General features: G+C 53.5%; 12 protein-coding genes and 2 pseudogenes. 10 read left to right on the forward strand and 4 right to left on the reverse strand.

Translation table 11 applies throughout. The annotated features are described in order from the left end of the window. The first annotated feature begins 59 nt into the window (after positions 1-59). The 3 genes from K5E80_RS14975 (at position 60) to K5E80_RS14985 (ending at position 4,910) form a co-directional block, all read left to right on the forward strand. Positions 60-2,546 carry a pyruvate formate lyase family protein gene (locus K5E80_RS14975; RefSeq protein WP_220636914.1) on the forward strand — a complete coding sequence of 829 codons (2,487 nt, stop codon included), beginning with the start codon at positions 60-62 and terminating at the stop codon, positions 2,544-2,546. 97 nt (positions 2,547-2,643) lie between these two features. Continuing rightward, positions 2,644-3,525 (forward strand): glycyl-radical enzyme activating protein, encoded by an 882-nt coding sequence (locus K5E80_RS14980; protein ID WP_220636915.1) that lies wholly within the window; start codon positions 2,644-2,646, stop codon positions 3,523-3,525. Positions 3,526-3,818: 293 nt separating this feature from the next. Further along, a complete protein-coding gene (locus tag K5E80_RS14985; protein WP_220636916.1) occupies positions 3,819-4,910 on the forward strand; it encodes an MBL fold metallo-hydrolase in 1,092 nt (363 codons plus the stop codon). Positions 4,911-5,190: 280 nt separating this feature from the next. Here the strand turns inward: K5E80_RS14985 and K5E80_RS14990 are convergent. The 4 genes and pseudogenes from K5E80_RS14990 to K5E80_RS15005 form a co-directional block, all read right to left on the reverse strand. Beyond that, a pseudogene (locus K5E80_RS14990) lies at positions 5,191-5,319 on the reverse strand (enoyl-CoA hydratase); the annotation flags it as partial. Then, a pseudogene (locus K5E80_RS14995) lies at positions 5,318-5,467 on the reverse strand (ISNCY family transposase); the annotation flags it as partial. The pseudogenes K5E80_RS14995 and K5E80_RS14990, both read right to left, overlap by 2 nt. A 209-nt stretch (positions 5,468-5,676) precedes the next feature. Further along, positions 5,677-7,290 (reverse strand): AMP-binding protein, encoded by a 1,614-nt coding sequence (locus tag K5E80_RS15000; protein WP_220636917.1) that lies wholly within the window; start codon positions 7,288-7,290, stop codon positions 5,677-5,679. Between the two features lie 52 nt (positions 7,291-7,342). After that, complete coding sequence (locus K5E80_RS15005) at positions 7,343-8,596, reverse strand: CaiB/BaiF CoA transferase family protein (RefSeq protein ID WP_220636918.1); 1,254 nt, start codon at positions 8,594-8,596, stop codon at positions 7,343-7,345. 325 nt (positions 8,597-8,921) lie between these two features. Here K5E80_RS15005 and K5E80_RS15010 point away from each other — a divergent pair, with 325 nt between their 5' ends. The 7 genes from K5E80_RS15010 (at position 8,922) to K5E80_RS15040 (ending at position 18,950) form a co-directional block, all read left to right on the forward strand. Continuing rightward, a complete protein-coding gene (locus tag K5E80_RS15010) occupies positions 8,922-9,560 on the forward strand; it encodes a TetR/AcrR family transcriptional regulator (protein WP_220636919.1) in 639 nt (212 codons plus the stop codon). A gap of 61 nt (positions 9,561-9,621) precedes the next feature. After that, positions 9,622-11,775 (forward strand): hydantoinase/oxoprolinase family protein, encoded by a 2,154-nt coding sequence (locus K5E80_RS15015; protein ID WP_281420308.1) that lies wholly within the window; start codon positions 9,622-9,624, stop codon positions 11,773-11,775. A 7-nt stretch (positions 11,776-11,782) separates the two neighbouring features. Next, positions 11,783-14,014, forward strand: coding sequence for a hydantoinase B/oxoprolinase family protein (locus K5E80_RS15020; protein ID WP_220636921.1), 2,232 nt, complete (start codon positions 11,783-11,785; stop codon positions 14,012-14,014). 15 nt (positions 14,015-14,029) lie between these two features. Beyond that, positions 14,030-14,602, forward strand: coding sequence for an acetone carboxylase subunit gamma (locus K5E80_RS15025; RefSeq protein WP_220636922.1), 573 nt, complete (start codon positions 14,030-14,032; stop codon positions 14,600-14,602). Between the two features lie 87 nt (positions 14,603-14,689). Continuing rightward, the gene (locus tag K5E80_RS15030) at positions 14,690-15,499 is read left to right on the forward strand and encodes an SDR family NAD(P)-dependent oxidoreductase (RefSeq protein WP_220636923.1); all 810 of its coding nucleotides are present in this window, start codon (positions 14,690-14,692) and stop codon (positions 15,497-15,499) included. Between the two features lie 23 nt (positions 15,500-15,522). Beyond that, positions 15,523-16,299: an aspartate/glutamate racemase family protein gene (locus K5E80_RS15035; RefSeq protein ID WP_220636924.1), complete on the forward strand. Its 777-nt coding sequence runs from the start codon at positions 15,523-15,525 to the stop codon at positions 16,297-16,299. Between the two features lie 98 nt (positions 16,300-16,397). Then, positions 16,398-18,950 carry a glycyl radical protein gene (locus K5E80_RS15040; protein ID WP_220636925.1) on the forward strand — a complete coding sequence of 851 codons (2,553 nt, stop codon included), beginning with the start codon at positions 16,398-16,400 and terminating at the stop codon, positions 18,948-18,950. Positions 18,951-18,955: the final 5 nt, after the last annotated feature.

The raw sequence follows: 18,955 nt of genomic DNA on the forward strand, positions 1-18,955 counted from the left end.
CATAGGCATGTTAAATAGCAATTATTCGATGTCCCAACCCACTTGAGAGGAGTAATGCGATGAAGACGATAGATAATGCGGCAGATTCCAAGGTAGCAAAACGAGTCGTCAAACTCGATCCATTACGCGCGAAGTCAGCCAGGCTACTGCAAGCGGATTCGACAGACTCGAAGCCGACCAAACGCGTCCAGCGGATGATGAAACAGCTGCGTTCGGAGCCGATCCGGGTTTCCTGCGAACGATTGCGCCCCTTGATCGATACCTACAAGGAATTCGAGGGTGCGCCGGAAACCATCAAAATGGCGAGAGTGCTGGAGAGAAGCCTGGTCGCCATGACGATATTCATCGACGAGTCGCCCATCGTCGGAACGATTACCAAGTACCCGGTGGGAGCCTCGCCGTTTCCCGAGTTGGCGTGCAAGTGGATGCTGAAGGAAAAGGCCTTCGCCACCAGCCTGGGCGAGATCGTGGTCAGCGACAAGGACAAGGAAGTATTGAAGGAGGCGATCGCTTACTTTGACAAGCGTTGCCTCTGGTCCAAATCCCTGCAGACCATTAGGCAAATGTATCCTGATGCCGATCCGATCACGCTGCAGAAGATCGGCCTGGTTGATCACAGCCCGCCGTCCCTGCTCTCCGGCCTGGGCATCCTCGACTTCGGCAAGGTGCTGAATATCGGCCTCGAAGGCGTCATCGCCGAAATCCGCGCCGAGATGGCCAAGCTGGGGCCGTGGGAGCTGGAATCCTACCGCAAGAGGGAGTTCCTGCAGGCCAGTGAAATCGCTCTCACGGCGATTATCAAGTTTGCCGAGAGATATTCCCGCCTGGCCGCCAAAATGGCCGCCGAGGAGTCGGAAGGCGTGCGTAAGAAGGAGTTGGAAAAGATCGCCGAGACCTGCGCCCATGTGCCGGCCAAGCCGGCGCGGACCTTCTTCGAAGCGGCACAGTCGTTCTGGTTCATGCATCTGATGCCCTGGTTCGAAGGCGTCATCTGCGGCTCCCCGGGCCGCTTCCCGCAGTACATGTATCCGTTTTACGCCCAGGACAAGAAGGAAGGGCGGATTACCGAGGAAGAAGCACTCGAGCTAATCGAGATCATCTTCGTCAAGATCGCGGCAATCCAGAACTTTGAGCCCGATGACCTGTACAAGACGACGCAGGGTACGACGCACCAGATCTTGAGCCTGGGCGGCTATGATGCCAACGGCGACGATGCCACCAACATTATCGACTTCCTTTGCCTGGAAGCGCAGAAGGTCGTCAAGTCGACGCCGCTCAGTGTCACGGTGCTCTATCACGACAAGCTATCGGAAGAGTTCCTGATGAAGTGCGTCGAGCTGATCCGCAGCGGCGGCGGCAACCCGCAATTCCACAACGCCCGTGTGTTCCTCGAGCGCGCCCTCACTAGCCATCCCGGCATACCGCTCGCCCATGCCCGCGACACGAGCATGTGGGGTTGCCAGGACATGGTGATCAATGGCCGCGGTTACCTACAGGTACGCAGCATCTTCAATTCGGCGAAGCTGGTTGAACTCGCTCTCAACAACGGTGTGGATCCTTTGAGCGGCAAGTTGGTCGGTCCGCAGACCGGCAAGGCCGAGAGCTTCAAGTCCTACGAGGAGTTCGCCGAAGCCGTCCGCAAGCAGGCTGCCCATTTTGTGCCCCTGACCAATGCGTACCATAGCGCGGGTCAGTACATCAAGTCCAAGTATTTCCCGAACATTGTCCAGTCAGCGCTGACCGAGGGCTGCATCGAGAAAGGCAGGCATCTGTACGAGGGTGGCGCCCAATACAACACCTGCGGAACGGTGTTCATCGGCACGGTCGATCTGGCCAACTCAATGTCCGCTGTTAAGAAAGTGGTCTTCGACGACAAGAAGATCACGATGGGCCAGATGCTGCAGGCGCTGAAGGACGATTTCGAAGGCAAGGACGGCGAGCGCATCCGCAAGCTGCTGCTGGCGGCGCCGAAAGTCGGCAACGACGACGATTATGCCGACGGCATGGCGCGCGACTGGTACGAAGTTCTGTACCAGCTGCACCAGAACGAGATGGTCCCGCCGACGCCGGATTTCGTCCTGCGGCCGGAAGCCTATTCCGCCACCAATCACTTTGGCCGCGGCCGTTTTACCGGGGCTTTGCCGACGGGCCGCAAGGCGACCATTCCGCTGACCGACGCCTCCGTCTCGCCGATGCCCGGCACCGAATGCGAAGGCCCGACCGCCGTCGTGAAGTCGGCGGCGAAGGTGCTGGACTGTGTGAAATGGGGATCAAACCATCTCAACCTTAAGTTCCTTCCTGCCATGTTGGAAGGAACAGAAAATGCCCGGCACCTGCTATCCCTGCTCAAGACCTACATGGACTTGGGTGGTTCCCACATGCAGGTCAACTGTGTCAGCAGTGAAACGCTGAGGGATGCGCAGGCGCATCCGGAAAATTACCGGGATCTGGTTGTGCGGGTAGCCGGCTTTAGTGCCTATTTCACCCTGCTTGACGTGCCGGTGCAAAACGAGATCATTGCGCGGAGCAGCTTCGGCTGGGAATGATGCAATAGGAAGGGACGCGTTTGCTCACGCTCGACATCAGGAGCAAGCGGCCTGATGTCGGGTGTCCTTTCCATGCCGCTTGCCAGCGAGCACTTTCGTGAGCAAGTCATTACCCTACAATGAATTAAGCGTGGTTCCCCTGATGACACAACACTCAGATCACATTCATAATCTGCCTTCGGGCTCTGGACCAGAGACGCAGTTAAGAACCATCACCGGTCAAGTGTTCGATATCCAGCGTTTTTCTACAAAAGATGGCCCGGGAGTACGAACAACCGTTTTTCTGAAAGGCTGTCCGCTCAGGTGTCAATGGTGTAGTAATCCTGAATCGCAACAAAAATATCCCCAAGTAATGGACTTTCCAAACAGCCATGTTATATCAGGGAAACACATGACGCCTGAGGAGGTACTTAAGCTGCTTAAAAAGGATACTTTATTTTATCGTAACTCTGGTGGAGGTATCACGCTATCCGGCGGCGAGCCGACGCAACAGGCGGAATTCGCAACGGAACTCTTGAGAAGCTGCCGACAAGCTGGTTTCCATACCACGCTCGATACTTGTGGCTACTGCAAGTGGGAAGTGCTGCAAGGAATTCTCCGCTACGTCGACCTTGTTCTTTTCGATCTCAAACATATGGATGCGCGCAGGCACAAGGAACTCACCGGGGTGTCCAACAAGTTGATTCTGGAGAATGCCAGACGAATGGCTCAAGCGGGAATACAGTTGATAATCAGGTTTCCCGTCATCCCGGGTTGCAACGATTCGATGGACAACGTCATGCGGCTAGGCGAGTTCGTATCCAACCTCGGCGTTCGCAGGTTCGATCTCCTGCCCTATCACAAGTTTGCGCTTCAAAAGTACGAGGCACTGGGCATGGATTACCGACTAAAAGAGATTGAGCCGCCTTCGCAGGACAAGATAAGAGATATTAAGAATGCCTTGGAATCTTTTGGCTTGGAAATATCGGTAGCCCTTTAGTTAAGTTACCACAAGGTCGGTTCGCTTATCCCGGACTTGGCTTATTTCAGATTTTCGGCGACATACCGCTGCACGTTGGATCCTTGCCGCCAAGATGGAAAGCAAGCCGGCGTGCGCGAAGGTTACTTTCTGCACGAATGTGCCACCACCCCCTTACGGAATATTTCAACGCGTTCGTTTTTCACGTATCATGGTGTCTGCCTCGGCTGACATCGGAGCGCGGCCCCCTGCAATTAGTCCAGTCTTTTGTCGATGCCGATTCCGAGACCGCCCCAGCCTCCAGGAACCGTCAATTGAACGACAATAACTCTTGCGACCGATCGATTGCGAACAAAGTTCTCAGCTATCCGTGTGGCGAGGTGCCGCAGGTCGGATGCGCACGCGAAATCGTGCCAGGCATCCTTTGGGTGCGCATGCCGTTGCCGTTCTCGCTGAATCACGTAAATCTCTGGATTCTGCGAGACGGAGACGGCTGGGCAGCGATCGACGCGGGCTTGCAGAGCAGTGAAACGGCTGCTGCATGGCGCCGTCTTTGCGGCAGCGACGGCGCGCTCGAAGGAAGGCGCATAACGCGCGTGTTCGCCACCCATATGCATCGCGACCACGTAGGCATGATTGGCTGGCTAACGCGGCGGCATGACTGCCGCCTCTACATGACCCGGCTCGAGTATTTGACTTGTCGCGTCCTGGCCGCGGATTCTGGCCGAGAAGCACCCAAGGACGGGGTCGACTTTTACCACAGGGCCGGCTGGAATGACGACGCAATCGAGAATTACCGCGCTCGCTTCGGCGGCTTCGGCAAGTTTATTTATGCGCTCCCCGACAGCTACCGCCGATTATTTGATGGCGAATCCCTGCAAATCGATGGCCGCGAATGGCGCGTCGTGGTGGGCTACGGGCATTCACCGGAACAGGCCTGCCTTTATTGCCCATCCCTGAATGTTCTCATCTCCGGCGATCAGGTGCTGCCGAAAATCTCCTCGAATGTTGCGGTCTTTCCTACTGAACCAGACGCCGACCCATTGAGCGACTGGCTGTTTTCCCTCGACAAGCTTCAACGCGAAGTTCCGGACGACGTCCTAGTCCTCCCCGCGCACAACGAGCCCTTTCTCGGTCTGCACACAAGATTGGCACAACTTAGAGACGACGCGCGTGCTGCGATTGGTCGACTGCGCGGGGCTCTGTCCGACCCCAAACGTGCTATAGACGTATTCGGAGAACTGTTTGCCAGGCCCATCGGTTCCGAACCAGAGCTTCTCGGAATGGCTACCGGCGAAAGCCTAGCACATTTGAATTACCTAATTAGCCACGGTGAAGCGATTAAGGACATCGACAAGGTCGGTGTCGCGTGGTATTGCTTGCGATCGTGCCGTGGGAATGGATAGCGCAGCATGACGCCTCGGTTGATGTTGTTGAGATACTTGTTCTGACGAACCACGATAGGTACTTCTCGATCCTTGTTCGATCTCGTCCATCGCGGCTTTATTGGATCTTGGATTCAACCGGTGGATGCAACAGATTGGCTGAATCGTTCAGCGGGCGTTTTTTATCAGCGAATTGGTGACCGTTTCGGTATCCTTGCCGGCAACTTTTACCAACATCACATAGCGTGTATGACGTTCGATGAGGGTCGGAGTGAAATCCAGATCCATACTATCGTCCTTATTAGTGAACAAACCCTGGCTTGCGCTTTTCAGTAAAGGCTTTCATGCCTTCCTTCTGGTCCATGGTGGCAAATGACGAATGGAAAGCCCTGCGCTCAAACAGGAGTCCCTCGGACAAGCTGCTCTCATACCTGATGGTGCAATATGAATTGATACCGGTCCTCCAGGATGCAAACATTGACCCACAGTTCCACCGGAACACCGGCTTTGCATTTGCAGATCCATTCCGTGTGCGGCTCAAAGATCGAGAAGACCTTCTTGGCGTGCGGGATGGTCTCATCGCCCTGCCGAGCAGCGATGAAAGCTATTGCTGCAAGACTACCGATATCGCCAGGTACGTTATCGAACCAGCCGTGGAAGAGCTCAAGGTTGAAAGGTGAAATCCAACCTTGAAATTGAATGGCGGCTGATCAAGGAGGGTTGGGCGGTGAAGTCGATCGAAATCACAAATTCAGGGAAACCGCAATGCTGTCTGCGTTGAATGGGGCTATCGCCGCTTTATCTGGTAGCCTGCCGCTTCTCGATCCCACAGCTTCGGATGTACCCCTTCTTCCTTGATCTGGAACTTTGCCACCTTGCCGTTCGGGGTACGCGGAAAGTCATCGCGGAACTCGACGTATCTGGGCACCGCAAACCAAGGCAGGCCCTCTTCGCAGAAGCGAAGCAAATCGAGCGGGTCTACCGTTGCGCCTTCCATAAGGCGGATAGAAATCTTGATTTCTTCCTCTCCCATGTCTGCCCAGACGCCCGACGCCGCAGACTCCATCACGCCCGGATACCTATTTACTACTGCTTCAACCTCTGAGGCCGAGATATTCTCGCCCCGCCGCCGCATGCAATCTTTCTTGCGGTCGACAAAGTAGAAGAACCCATTCTCATCTCTTCGGCCGTAGTCGCCGTAGTGATACCAGAGATTCCGGGTGGCTTCCACGGTCGCCTCCGGCTTCTTATAGTATTCTGACATCATGGCGAACGGGTCTTGTGGACGGTAAACCAACTCCCCCCTGACCCCCGGGGGCACGTCATTGTCATTCTCATCGACTACGCGCACGTCGCAGCCAGGGAGGGGCTTGCCACAACTGCCGATAGGAGTATCCTGATCCCAAGGTGTAGCCGTTACAATGCCAGTCTCGGTGGCGCCCAAGCACTGAATGAGCTTGAGTCCAAATCGCTTCTCGAACGGACGTTCGAGGTGAGCGGGTACGGGCACCCCCAAGGCGACCCGCACCGGAACAAGAGCATCATCATCTCTCTCAGGTTGATTCCACAACACGTTGATCATGGGGCCAAGGAAGTTGAAAACCGTCGCGTCGTACTGCCGTATGTCTTCCCAGAACCGGCTCGCGCTGAACCTGTCAACCAACACACAGGTCGCCCCTAGAACCAATGTCGGCAATACGCTCAGGAACTGCGCGTTCATATGGAACAGTGGCAAGCAGTTGTAAAGTTTGTCCTCTGGAGTCAGGCGCAGGATCTGGATGTAACGCGCCGTAACTGTGTAGCAGAAGTTATGGCAGTAGACCACTCCTTTGGACGGTCCCGTCGTTCCAGAGGTATACATGATCGACACAGGGTCCGTGAAACGCGGCGGCTCACACTTCGGCTCAGACGGCGCGCCCTCGAACATGGCTGCGTAGGGGATCGTCTCGAATCTGGTATTCGGCACCTTCCCTTCGGTAGGCACTTTTCTGACAATCAGTTTCTCCAGGTCATTCAATGAGCCCTGGATATTGAAGAACCGTTCCACGAGATCCTCGTCGATCACCGCGACCTTGGCGCCGCCATAATTGAGAAAGTACCCGAGCGTTTCTCCCTTGAACGCAGTATTCATAACTGCTTCCACCGCCCCGATCTTCGCCAGGGCGAACCACGTATAGATATACTCCGGGCAATTGGACATCATCACGCTGACGTTGTCGCCCTTCCTGACGCCGAGATCAAGAAATGAGTTGGCTACCCGGTTCACTCTTTCTGCCAGCTGCGCGTAGGTGATCTCCTCGCCGGTGGTGTAGCAGAACACCTTGTCCGGATGCCTGTTGGCCCTGTCCGCCAACAGGTAACCAATCGTTCTTTGGTCTCTTTCAAAATCGGGACGCCACATAGCCTTTGCCTTTCTCAGTTAAGTACACAAAAAAATAGTCCGACACTGAACACTAATGATGTTCCCGGATCGCCGGGTCAGGCCCGAAAACGCCTTGCGCAGTTAGCGCTGCAATGTCATCGGCTCCGAATTCGAGTTCACGTAATATTTCTGCGGAATGTTCTCCCAACCGCGGAGGCAGGTGGCGAATCGACGCTGGCGAGGCCGACATAGTAGTGGGATTGGCCATCATGCGCAGCGCCCCCTCGGTTGGATGCTGAAAGGTCTGCCAGAAGCCAACGCTTTCCAGGTGGGGATCGGTCAATAAATCATCAAGGCTGTTGGCCAAACCGAAAGGCACGTCGGCTGCGGTCAGCGCTTCAACCCATTCGGCAGTGCTCTTGCGTTTAACCTGGTTGGCGACTTCGTTCCAAAAGCCCAACTGGTCTGACTGGCGTGCGGCATGCGTCGCATAGCGGGGATCGGCGGTGAGTACCGGATCGCCAACCACTTCGCAGAAACGCGCCCAATGCTGCTCTGTGTAGGGCAGTACGCAGAGGTAGCCGCCGTCGCTGGTCTTGAATGGCCGACGCGCCTTGGTAGTGATCGGTGGGTAGCCTGTGCCCGCAAGCGGCGGCACGAAAATCTCTCCCCACAGATGCTCTGTCATGTTGAAAGCCGCCATGGTTTCGAACATGGGAATGCTTATTTCCTGTCCCTGACCGGTTCGCAGTCGGTGGAAGATCGCCAGCGATATGGCATAGGCTGCCTGTAGGCCAGTGACCTTGTCGGCAATGATCGATGGCACATACCTTGGCTCACCGGTTACCACCGACTGCAACATGGCCAGGCCCGAAACGGCCTGCACCACGTCGTCGTAGGCCGCCATGCCACCATAGGATCCCTCGTCGGCAAAGCCCTTCACATGGCACAGAATTATCTTCGGGTTCAAAGCGGAGAGCTTCTTGTAGGTCAGGCCAAGGCGCTCGGCGGCTTCGGTGCGGATCGAATATAGGATCACATCGCTGCTGCGTACCAGTCGCTCGAAAACCGGTCTGGCCTCGCGCTTTTTCAGGTTGAGAGCGATGCTGCGCTTGTTACGGTTGCTGCCGAGGAAGAACGCGCCCATGTCAGGCGAATGGCGCGGGCCTATGTTGCGAGTCAGATCGCCATCGGGCGGTTCTACTTTGATGACATCGGCGCCCATGTCGCCCAGCCACTGGGTTGCGACCGGACCGACGATCATGGTGGCCATGTCGAGGACGCGAATGCCATCGAGTGGTCCCGTGGACTTTTCCCCAACGTTCAGGTTATTGCAAACTGTCATTATTCCCTGCTCCTGCATTAATAGAGGGTGACGCAGAAAGCTTGCTATTAGCTTTCCAATGGTGCCCTCCCATAATAACTATTCTACTATAGTATAGAACGAATGATCGATAGACTACAAGCTCACAGTACGAACTGGTGACGAAATGGCGCAGCAAGAATAGTTTGCCATATTTCTACTAAAACTATCGACTATTAGGGCTTTGCAAGGAGTTTCTCGCCAAGTGGAAATATCAACGGCGCTGTTGACATCGAAGGTAATGGGTGTTTTAATAGTACGAACGTTCGATCATTCCCCGTAGATTCAGTACAAAATTGAGAGTCCAATGAAAGCACTTCGTGTGAGCAAAGAGTCGGACAGGCCCGACGGTAATCAAGAGGAAGGCATGGAATTGACGCGCCGCGAAGAGCTTATCCGCGCCGCAGTGGATCTGTTTTCGCACTATGGTTACTCAGGCACGTCGATTCGAGAAATCGCCAGCACCGTGGGGGTGAGTGTTTCCAACATCTACCATTACTTCGGGAGCAAAGAGGGACTTTGGCTGTCTATTCTTGAATATTCAGTCAACGAACTGCCCGAACGGCTGAATGCCGTCTGGGAAAGCGACCTCGATCCGGTCGAACGCTTTCGACTACTGATTAAAACCCATCTCACTGCGTCGGGATCGCACCAGAAGGAGACGAGAATGTTCTTCATCGACCAGGGTGAGGTGTCACAGAAGGGCAGCAGGCAGAACAAGATCATCCAGACCAAGATCCTCGACATCTACGTCCGTGCCCTGGAAGAAATGCGCGCCGCCGGTTACGTGCGCACGCGGGAAGTGAAGATGATCGCCTTAAACGTGCTTGGCACCATCAGCTGGCATCTGCGCTGGTACCGTACCGATGGACGACTTCCAGCCGCGAAGGTGCATGAAGAAATAGCCAATTTCATACTCCACGGGGCGCTCGGCCCAGCCAAGTGACGGCTGCCCCAAGGCTAAATCAGATCCATTTATCAAGGCAACATTTATCAAGGAGAGAGAGTTGGAACGAGCAAATGAAACAAACTACATAGTTTCCTGCGATGCAGGAGGTACGATGACAGATGTATTTGTCGTCAATCCGGCTGGTGAATTCGTCGTGGGGAAAGCTGCCACCACTCCACACCAGGAGTCGATAGGGTACAAGGAGTCCCTCGATGATGCATTCACCTACTGGGATATCGATCTGAAGAAAGATGGCAAAAAGGTCCTTCCTAATGTCGCCAGAGCCGTGTACACCGGCACCGCGATGCTCAATGCCATGATCATTCGACAAGGAAAAAAGGTCGGGTTGATTGTAAATAAGGGTTTCGAACAAACTTTGATGCAAACACGGGCAAAAGAGATTGTCTGTGGCTATGGAAAAACGGAAGTATTCCACGCTGTCTATCGTCGGCGTAAGGAGCCCTATGTGCCGTATCGGCAAATCCGCGGAGTTACCTGCCGAATGGATTTACGCGGCAACGAGGTAATCCCCCTTTATGAACATGAAGCCCGGGCCGCAGTGGAAGAATTGCTGGCTGAAGGCGTTGAATGTTTGGCCATATGCTTCCTGGGATCCTTTGCCAACCCCGCCCATGAGAAGAGGGTGGCCGAGATAGCAAAGGAAATGTTGGAGAAAGCAGGAAAAGAAATGCCTGTTCTCACTTCCTATGAGGTAAGCCCCTACAGCAAGGAAGTATCCCGGATGAATACCCTTGTTGTACAGGCCTATGCATCGGAAAGCGGCAAAAAACAACTGCTGGACATTGAAAAAGTCCTGAAGGACGATGGCTACAAATATAACCTGCAAATGGTGCTGGCTTACGGAACTGTGGCTGATATCAGGTGGCCACGAATTGTTGAAGCCACTACGTCTGGCCCCGTGGGGGCGATTATCGGCACGAAGTTTCTGGGTGAACAGATAGGCGAGAAGAATTTGGTATGTAGTGATGTGGGAGGTACCAGCTTTGACGTGGGGATGGTACTGAACGGACGGATATCCTTGAATCGCGAGCCGGAGTTTCAGCGGATGTACTTGACCGTTCCGATGTTGGATGTTCAATCGATCGGTGCGGGTGCAGGAACCTACATCAGGATAGATGAAAATACCAACCGGATAAAGTTGGGCCCCGATAGTGCCAGTGGAACTCCAGGCCCCGTGGCATATGAGCACGGGAACCTGACTCCAACCATCGCCGATTGCAGCATCCTCCTGGGCAGACTCAATCCAGACAATTATCTTGGCGGCAAGGTGAAGCTTAATGTCGAACTGGCCCGGAGGATGTTCAAGGAAAAAGTGGCCGACAAGCTCGGGCTGGACATATATCACGCAGCGGAAGGAATCGTCGATCTGATGGATATAAGTATGCGACAACACGTCGCAAGCACTGTATCAGGTCATGATCCGAAGAACTTTGTGCTTATCGGCTTTGGTGGCGCCGGCGGATTGCACCTGGCCCGGTATGCCGGCGACCTGACGCAATGGAAGGGTGTATGCACCGTGCCGTGGGCGGGGGGCTTTTCCGCTTTTGGGTGCGCAGCGATGGACCATGCCCACCGGTATGCGGCGAGCATCGACCTGATGTTGCCGAGTGGTTCTAGCGAAGAAGCTCGGATGGAATTGGCAAAGGCGCTGAATGCTAGCTGGACTGCTCATAAACAAGAAGCCATCGAGGAGTTTGCGGGCGAGGGGCTGACTGAAGATAAGCTTACGTTTGCTCCTTATGTGTTGATGAAGTACTTCGGTCAAACCATGGACCTGGAAGTGACCTCGCCAACAGGCTGGTTGAATTCACCAGAGGATGTGAGCAAGCTGATCGTCGAATTTGAGAGGGTTTATAAGGGAACCTATACGCAGGTTGGAGTTGCGGAAGGATCGCCCTATCAGATAACTCGGGTCGGGCTAGTCGCTACAGCTGAGAGCATAAAGCCGATTATCAAGAAGTATGCATTGGAAGGCGCAGAACCGCCGGAGAAGGCACGCAAGAAGACACGGCCAACGTTCTGTAACGGCGAGTGGATGCCAACCAAAATTTATGACCTTGACGAAATGAGGCCAGGCAACAGGGTTACAGGCATTGCCGTCCTTGAGGGACCGGCATATACGCTTTTCGTGCCTCCGGGCATGAAGGCGGAAATGGACCAACACATGGTCATTTGGCTCACATACAGTTAGCCAAGCAATGACATCGACGAGCATCGTTAGAAAGGAAATTGACGTGGCGGAGGAATCCATGAAGGTGAAAAGCTTAAAGGATATGGTTCAGGAAGTTGCCAAGCAGTATGAGGATACTGGGCATCGGTTTGGACTAAAGAAATTACGATTGAAGGAAGAAGGCCCCGTGAAATACGAATCAACATGGGCGACCTTGGAAAGGATTTGTGAAGATGCTGCCATAACAGCAGCCAACGTATCGGCGTCAGCGGCAATCGCCGAATCTAGGGATGCGTGCTGGGGAATATTGTCTCCTACCGGCGAGGTAATTTGTTGCTCAACGGGCGTCATAGGGCATTTCCCGCTGCCAACGCTTCTTATCAAGTGGATGACTGAGCATGACTACGAGATCGATCCGGGGATCCATCCCGGTGACATCTTCGAATGCAACAGTCCCATCGCCGGCGTGCACGCTAATGATATCTACGACATCGTACCCATATTCTGGGAAAAGGAATTGGTGGGATGGACGTTTGGAAGTGCGCATACTTTGGATGTGGGGGCACTGTCTCCCGGCTCCCTGAATATGGCGTCTAGAGACATATTTACAGACGGCCTCATCATCACGGGTGAGAAAATTGGTGAACATGACACTCTGAAGAAAGAATATGAAATCAGAGTCAATCAGCTCACCCGGATGGGGTTCTTCTGGCTACTGGACACAAGAGCGCGGGTTGCAGGTTGCCACATAGCTCGCCGAGGACTCCTTGAGCTAATTGAAAGGCATGGCATTGAGTATTACAAGGAGGTCATCAAGGAATTCGTAGAAGACAGTCGAAGATACGCCACCGCAAGAATTAAGACACAGGCGGTTCCTGGCAGGATGCGGAGGAGGAGTTGCAAGGACATCAGTGCCGAAGGCAAAAGTACGATTACGAAAGACCAGGCCCGTAATTTCATCCTGCTCTCCGCTCTCGAGATGAATATAGATGAAGATGCCAAGGTAAATATAAACTTTGAGGGAACAAGCAAGTGGATTCCGTTAGGTGTGAACGTTGGACTGCCTGGCGTACATGCGTTTCTGGCCTGCGTTTTCTGTAATGTAGTGGGCTTTGAATATCACAATACCGGTTCGTTCGGCGACTTGACGATTAAGGAGCCTCCCCCGGGTTCCTTCATGAATCCGTATCCGGTCAACCCGATTGCTCCCTATGGCAGTAGTTGGGCGGTTCTTTGGACATATATGTCAATGGGTTGCGAAGCCTTCAGTCGTTATTTCTTTTCGAGGGGATATGTGGAAGAGGTATTGGCGGGTACGAGTCACATGCCCGGGATTGAAATAGGTGGCAAAAACCTCTCTGGCATATATACAACGGTTGTAAACGTTGAGCTGGTACCAGGAGGTATGGGCGCCAGGGGAGTTGCCGATGGCGAGAGTACAGCGTGGGGAGCGAACTATGCTGCCGCTGACATGGGTAACTGCGAAGGACTGGAAACCGTTACCTCGTTCGTTTGGCTTGCCCGAAAATTCGCTGTCGATGGTTCCGGCAAAGGGAAATACAGAGGGGGGCTGCATCTAGATTCTCTTTATATGATCTGGCCCGGAGAACAAGGCGAATGGACGCTTACCGACTGTGGTATCACCAATCGCGTTCCCCACAACAATACTATGTATGGAGCATATCCGCCGCCGGTTCTTAAGACAATGGTGGGCGATGGAGACGCTATCAAGAAACGCATCGATGAACGCAAAGATGTGATTCTCACCCGTGAAGACCCGAGGAAGCCTGGCATGGCGAAACTGGGAGAAGGCAATCATCGAGCCATAGAGGCGCCGATACTGGTTCCGGAAACTCTCAGCCGCTACAGCATCATCGAGGGAGACCACGGCGGGGGACCAGGCTTTGGGGATCCCCTGGAAAGAGATCCAGCTCTTGTCAAAGCTGACCTGGATATTGACTGTACTACTGCAGATACTGCCCGTGACATATGGGGTGTTGTGGCGACCTTTGACAAAAAGGCGCGTGAATGGGTGGTTGACGATGCTGCCACGAAGCAGCGCAGAGCAGAAATACTTGCTGCCAGAAAGAAACAGGGAGTTCCATTCAAGGCCTGGTGGAAGAAATCGAGGGAAAGAGTGGAGAGGAAAGACATGATTGAGCCAGTAAGACGCATGTTTTCCGAATCGATGGGACTGTCGCCAGCATATGCCCGAGAGGTCAGGGAGTTCTGGGGCTTAACCGAAGACTTTAACTATTAATAAGGAGGCATTGAGATGTCTACTAGCTATGACAAACGCGAGTTGAAACTGCTGATCGATGGCCAATTGCCATTTGAGAGAGTTCAAGAAATCATCAAGGATCCGAAAGATACGGATAGGTTTCAAAAATCGATGGAGGTTTATGAAGAGAGAGTGGCTTTTAAAGAGCGAATCCTGCTTCCTTTAACGCCATGTCTATTCATAGTGCAAGACGGAACGGATTACGTAGTCAAATGTCGGTGCGGACATGGGTTCGGAGATTTCAGGGTTAATTGGAAATTGCATTCTCTGGTTTACGTCAGAGATACCGCAGAGACCTTGGAACAAGTGTACCCAGGCGTACAGGTACCGGACCCCGATTATTGCGAGATTAGAGAGTATTACTGTCCGGAGTGCGCTGCGCTATTAGAGGTGGAGTCGCTGCCGCCAGGCATGCCCGCTGATTTCGAATTTCTTCCCGACCTCGATACCTTCTATCGGAAATGGCTGAATGATCCGCTTCCAACGAAGGTGGAATTTGTCGACAAGACTAGTGAAGTTATCCGCCAATGGGTTAGTGAGATTACGCCAGCAAGAAAAGGGGCGTAAGACGTAACCAAGAGGCGAGTAATAACAGAGTTAGAGTTCGAATCACCCCATCAGGGCACTGATGGGGAATTTGTCAGGAGGAAGAAAATGAGGTTAAAGGGAAAGGTTGCAATAGTGACCGGGGGTGCTCAGGGCATTGGGCGTGCCATATCGACTATGTTTGCCAGAGAAGGAGCAAAGGTGGTCATCGTTGACATGGACCCATCTCAGTCAGCAGAGACCGTTGATATCATCAGGAAAGCTGGCGGCGACAGCTTTTTTGTTATTGCCGATGTCAGCAAGTCGGCGCAGGTCAAAAATGCGGTTGCGGCTACGATTGAGAAATACCAAAAGCTGGATATTCTGGTCAATAACGCCGGGGTTTTTGAGGTAGGCACAGTCGAGGACATGTCCGAGGAAGATTGGGATCATGAAATCGCCGTCGATCTGAAGAGCGTGTTCCTGTGCTCAAAATATGCCATTCCTGAGATCAGAAAGAATGGTGGCGGCTCCATTATTAACTTCACCTCCTGCGTGGGTATTTTGCCTAATCCTAACAATGCAGCTTACGTTGCCGCCAAGGGGGCACTGATCCCGCTAACCAAGGAGATGGCGATCGACTTCGGACCGGACAACATCCGCGTCAACTGCATCGCCCCCGGGCTCCACATGACGCGCTTGATGGAAAAGTTCATGGAACCCGATCCTGTGGGCATCCGCCAAGCCTGCATCGATCTTGTCCCGCTGCGCCGCTTGGGGACAGCCGACGATATTGCCTATGCCTGCCTCTATCTGGCAAGCGACGAGTCGTCCTACGTCTCGGGAGCCATGTTTTCGATCGATGGTGGTTTAACGACTCATTTCCAGCCGATAGTGGGAGCAACCAGCAATGCGAACATCCGCAAGGGTGAAACTTGAACTAGAGTGGGAGAAAGAAAAAAATGAAAATTTGGTATCAGTCGGGAGCTAGTCTGGGCATTGATCCGGCGTGGGACGAGTACGAGCAGACGCTGAAGACCTACCTGAATCAGGTCGCACGGCCGGGGACTCAAGTAGATGTCCATGGCGTCGAGTTGTTCAGCCACAGCGACGACAAGTATCGCTTCGAGGAATTCTTCCATGACGGTCAGATCGTGCAAAACGCGATCAGGGCAGAGCGCGAAGGCTACGATGCCTTCTGCGTCGGTTGCGCGCGCGACCCCGCTGGCATCTCGCTGCGTGAGGTTGTCGACATTCCTGTTTCCAATTTGCTCGAGACTAGCATGCACATGGCCTGCCTGCTATCGCCTAACTTCTCGCTGCTCGCCCACGGTCAGCCACTGCTGCGGCGTCAGATCGAACTGGTGAAGCGCTACGGCTTGAGCGAGCGCTTCATCGAGTGCAACAGCTTCGAGGTCACGCTCGACGAATTGCAGGGCGGCTTTAGCGATCCCAAGGTGATCATGGATCCCGCCATGGGCGTGGCGGAGGAAGCGAAGCGCAAAGGCGTCTGCATGTTCGTCAATGCCTGCGGTTGCCTCAACGCGGTCATGGGCAAGTATTGCTTGCGCGAGTTGGGCGGCATTCCCGTGCTTGATGGCGCCGCGCTGTCGATCAAAATGGTGGAGATGCTCGTCGACCTGAAGGCAATTGGCGTTGGCCGCAGCAAGCTCGGCGCTTTCACACCCGTGCCTAAGGACATACTCGCCTCGGTGATGAAGTTGTACGGTGTTGTATAAGATCACCGGATATTTGAATGGCCCTCTTACCTAAATGGAACCTTCGAGTGCCTTAATAAGTCTACACATTAGTAAGATTTTTAATAGGAGCCCCAACCATGTTAAGCCAAGAAAACGTAATTTCAGCTCAGCGGCAAAAGATGAAAATTCCTGAGAAGGCATATACAACAGCGCAAGAACAAAGAATAGCGCGGAAGGCCATCGTTAATGACGAGCCAAAAATTGCCGAATCCAGACTTGAGAGAATGCTGCACGGCTTTCTCGATGTGCCTCCACGGGTCTCCGTTGATAGGGCGCGCCTGTTTACAGAATCATTTAAGCAGACAGAGGGCATGATGATCGATGTCAGGGCTGCGAAGGCTCTGGCGAACATAACCGGCAAAATCGATATTGCCATTGGGGCCGATGAGTTGATCGTTGGTCATTGTGCCGGCGGCAGCCCAGGACGCCGGTATGGTCTTCTATATCCGGAGATTCAAGCAAGTTGGTTCAAAAGCATAAGGGAACTTCCTAGCCGAAATGCGGGGGCGTTCAGCGTCACAGATGAGGACGTTAGAGTCATTGAAGAGGAAATTCTGCCGTACTGGAATGGCAAAACACTATGGGAAGCCTATTCCAACCTATTACCCGAGAACGTGGCGCATACTTTCTTCATGCCGAACAGCACTTCCACGCGCGGTGTGATCGATGATATGTCGACTATCAAGGCGATGGCGGACTGGATCCCGGATTACACCAAGGTGATCAAGAAGGGATATAACGGCATCAAGAGGGAAGCGGAAGAAAGACTCGCCGCGATGGATCCCTTTGACCCCAAGAACACCTTCGATAAAAGGGCTTTTTTGCAGGCGGTGGTCATCTGTTGCGACGCTATGATTACCTTTGGCAAGCGTTATGCCGAACTGGCAACCAATATGGCCAGGAAGGAAAATAACCCACAGAGGAAAAGCGAACTGCTGGAAATAGCCCAAGTATGCGCATGGGTACCAGGAAATCCGGCCAGGACATTCCGCGAGGCGCTACAGAGCTTGTGGTTCACCCGTTGTGGCATTTGTTTTGAGCAAGAGGGTGCTGGAATAGGCAACGGCAGAATAGACCAATATCTCTATCCCTACTACGAAGCCGATATAAAAGCCGGCAGAATTACCAAGGAAAGCGCAATGGAATTGCTCCAGTGCGTGTGGCTAAACATGGCCCAGTACAAGCGGTTGCGCATCGGTGGCACGGTAGGCAGCTTTGAGGGGTATCCTCATTTTGAGCAGACCACCGTCGGTGGTCAGACGCGAGATGGCCGCGACGCTACCAATGAACTGTCTTACCTGGTTCTGCAATCGAAGATCGACTGGCCGCTCGACACGCCTGACCTTATGGTAAGAATCCATAGCCGGACGCCCCAAGCGTTCCTAATGAAGGCCTGCGAGTGCGTGAAACAAGGGACAGGTTTTCCCAAGTTCGAAAATGATGAAGAGATCGTCCCGAATATCATCGCCAAATCTGGGGTGACACGCGAGGAAGCCCTGGATTACGCCGGGTCAGGTTGCGTCGAAGCCAGGCTACCAAATCTGGATATTTTCTCGGGACTGGAGGCGCTGACGAATCTTCCGACGGCCGTCGTGATGGCTTTGAAGGATGGCAAGATCAAACTGGCTCGTGAACAGCAGGAAGAACGACTTGGAGTCAGGACGGGTATCGCAAGCGAATTTGCCAACTTTAACGATGTGATGCATGCCTTTCGCATGCAGGCCCAGCACCTCATCAAACTACTGTTGACAAAGCAATCGATATTGGAAACCGTGAAGCAGCAGCAGCGTCCAATGGCATCGCCACTCATCTCGTCTCTGAATGACCTGCTCATGGACCAGTGCGTCGATATCCATTCCAACAGGGTAAAAGGCGGGATCAGAGCTGGCGGCAAATTAAATTTTGTGGGCTTTGGAACTGCGGTGGATTCGTTGATAGCTATCAAGAAACTCGTCTATGACGATAAGACTGTGGCGATTGATGAGTTGGTGGCGGCGATTGATACCAACTTCGAGGGCAAGGAGGCGCTCAGGCAAATGTGTCTGAATGCCCCAAAATACGGCAACAACGATTCCTACGCTGATTCGATTGCCCATGATGTCGAGGGCCTCCTGCTTTCGATCATCAATGGGTATACAGACACTTTTGGGCTTAGGCATGACGTGGTTTTTGTCCCGGTGTCCTCCAATGTTTCGCTTGGGTCCGCACTTGGCGCAACACCGGACGGAAGAAAGGCGAAGGACCCGGTGTCCAATGGCATGGGGCCGTCACAAGGATGCGATGTTAATGGACCGACAGCGGTGTTGCTGTCCGCCGCCGCCGCCAGAAACACGCTGGGTGAGGGGCAAGGAGCGAAATTGTTGAACGTCAGGCTGAGTCCGCAAGCCGTTGCTGGAGAAGAAGGAACAAGAACCCTGGCGGCATTCATAAGGACTTGGTGCGACCTTAAACTCTGGCATATCCAGTTTAACGTAATCAATACCGAGACTCTCATCGAGGCACAGAAAAACCCGGAGAAATATCGTGATCTCTTGGTAAGGGTTTCCGGATACAGCGCGTACTTCGTTGATCTTTCTCCTGGTCTTCAGAATGAAATCATTGGTAGAACTGAACATCACTACGCATGTTAGGCGAT

The sequence above is a fragment of the Georgfuchsia toluolica genome, from assembly GCF_907163265.1.
GTDB classification, from domain to species: Bacteria; Pseudomonadota; Gammaproteobacteria; order Burkholderiales; family Rhodocyclaceae; genus Georgfuchsia; species Georgfuchsia toluolica.

Bases quoted from the DNA above. Each gene is read 5' to 3' on its own strand.
- K5E80_RS14975 (WP_220636914.1), top strand. From the start codon at position 60: ATGAAGACGATAGATAATGCGGCAGATTCCAAGGTAGCAAAACGAGTC.
- K5E80_RS15000 (WP_220636917.1), bottom strand. From the start codon at position 7,290: ATGTGGCGTCCCGATTTTGAAAGAGACCAAAGAACGATTGGTTACCTG.
- K5E80_RS15005 (WP_220636918.1), bottom strand. From the start codon at position 8,596: ATGACAGTTTGCAATAACCTGAACGTTGGGGAAAAGTCCACGGGACCA.
- K5E80_RS15010 (WP_220636919.1), top strand. From the start codon at position 8,922: ATGAAAGCACTTCGTGTGAGCAAAGAGTCGGACAGGCCCGACGGTAAT.
- K5E80_RS15020 (WP_220636921.1), top strand. From the start codon at position 11,783: ATGACATCGACGAGCATCGTTAGAAAGGAAATTGACGTGGCGGAGGAA.
- K5E80_RS15025 (WP_220636922.1), top strand. From the start codon at position 14,030: ATGTCTACTAGCTATGACAAACGCGAGTTGAAACTGCTGATCGATGGC.
- K5E80_RS15030 (WP_220636923.1), top strand. From the start codon at position 14,690: ATGAGGTTAAAGGGAAAGGTTGCAATAGTGACCGGGGGTGCTCAGGGC.
- K5E80_RS15035 (WP_220636924.1), top strand. From the start codon at position 15,523: ATGAAAATTTGGTATCAGTCGGGAGCTAGTCTGGGCATTGATCCGGCG.
- K5E80_RS15040 (WP_220636925.1), top strand. From the start codon at position 16,398: ATGTTAAGCCAAGAAAACGTAATTTCAGCTCAGCGGCAAAAGATGAAA.